Annotated in this window: 1 protein-coding gene; it reads right to left on the bottom strand. The window is 39.8% G+C overall.

Annotated elements, in window-relative coordinates:
• A partial coding sequence (locus tag AABA86_RS34310; RefSeq protein ID WP_338309896.1) for a hypothetical protein occupies positions 1–611 on the bottom strand: 611 nt, incomplete at its 3' end.
• Between the last annotated feature and the right edge of the window lie 48 nt (positions 612–659).

Genomic DNA, 659 nt, shown 5'->3' with positions numbered 1-659 from the left:
ACTACATCTCCTTTCTCATTCAGCTTGTTTCTGAACACCCATTTTGTTCTAATTACATGGACACTCTCAGGCTTCTTCACTAAGCTCCAAACATCGTTCTTGGAGAATTGATTCAATTCTTCTTCCATGGCCAGAATCCAATCCTTGTCCTGAAGAGCTTCATCTATGGACTTGGGTTCAATTAAGGACACCCATCCTTTCAGACTGAGCAAGGTCTCTTCAGAGGGTCTGAAGGCAGATCTGGTTCTGACTGGTTCATCTTTGTTGCCCAGAATCAATTCCTTAGGGTGAGCTGCAGTGATTCTGCTCTTCTTCAGAGTTTGTGAGTTAGAGGGACCAGCTTCTTCCTCTGGTTCATCTTCCTCTGGCTCAACTTCCTCTGGAGCTTTGCCTTTGTCAGAAACATTAATGCTTAAATCTGCAAACTTTTCAACTAGCTTTGACTGGTCAGAGTCAAGCTTATCATCAAATCTAATTTGGATAGATTCCTCAACAGTTTGATGAATAATATTATAAATTCTAAAACTTTTAGATCTTTCAGAATAACCAAGAAAATAGCATTTTAAAGCTTTAGAATCGAATTTACCCAATTGCTCCTTAGTGTTGAGCATGTAGCAAGTACTTCCGAATGGATGGAAGTAAGAGATATCAGGTTGTCT

This window comes from Bradyrhizobium sp. TM233 (genome assembly GCF_036247965.1).
Taxonomy (GTDB): Bacteria; Pseudomonadota; Alphaproteobacteria; order Rhizobiales; family Xanthobacteraceae; genus Bradyrhizobium; species Bradyrhizobium ottawaense.
Note: the sequence above shows the minus strand (reverse complement) of the source record. Positions and strands in the feature narration are given on the sequence as shown.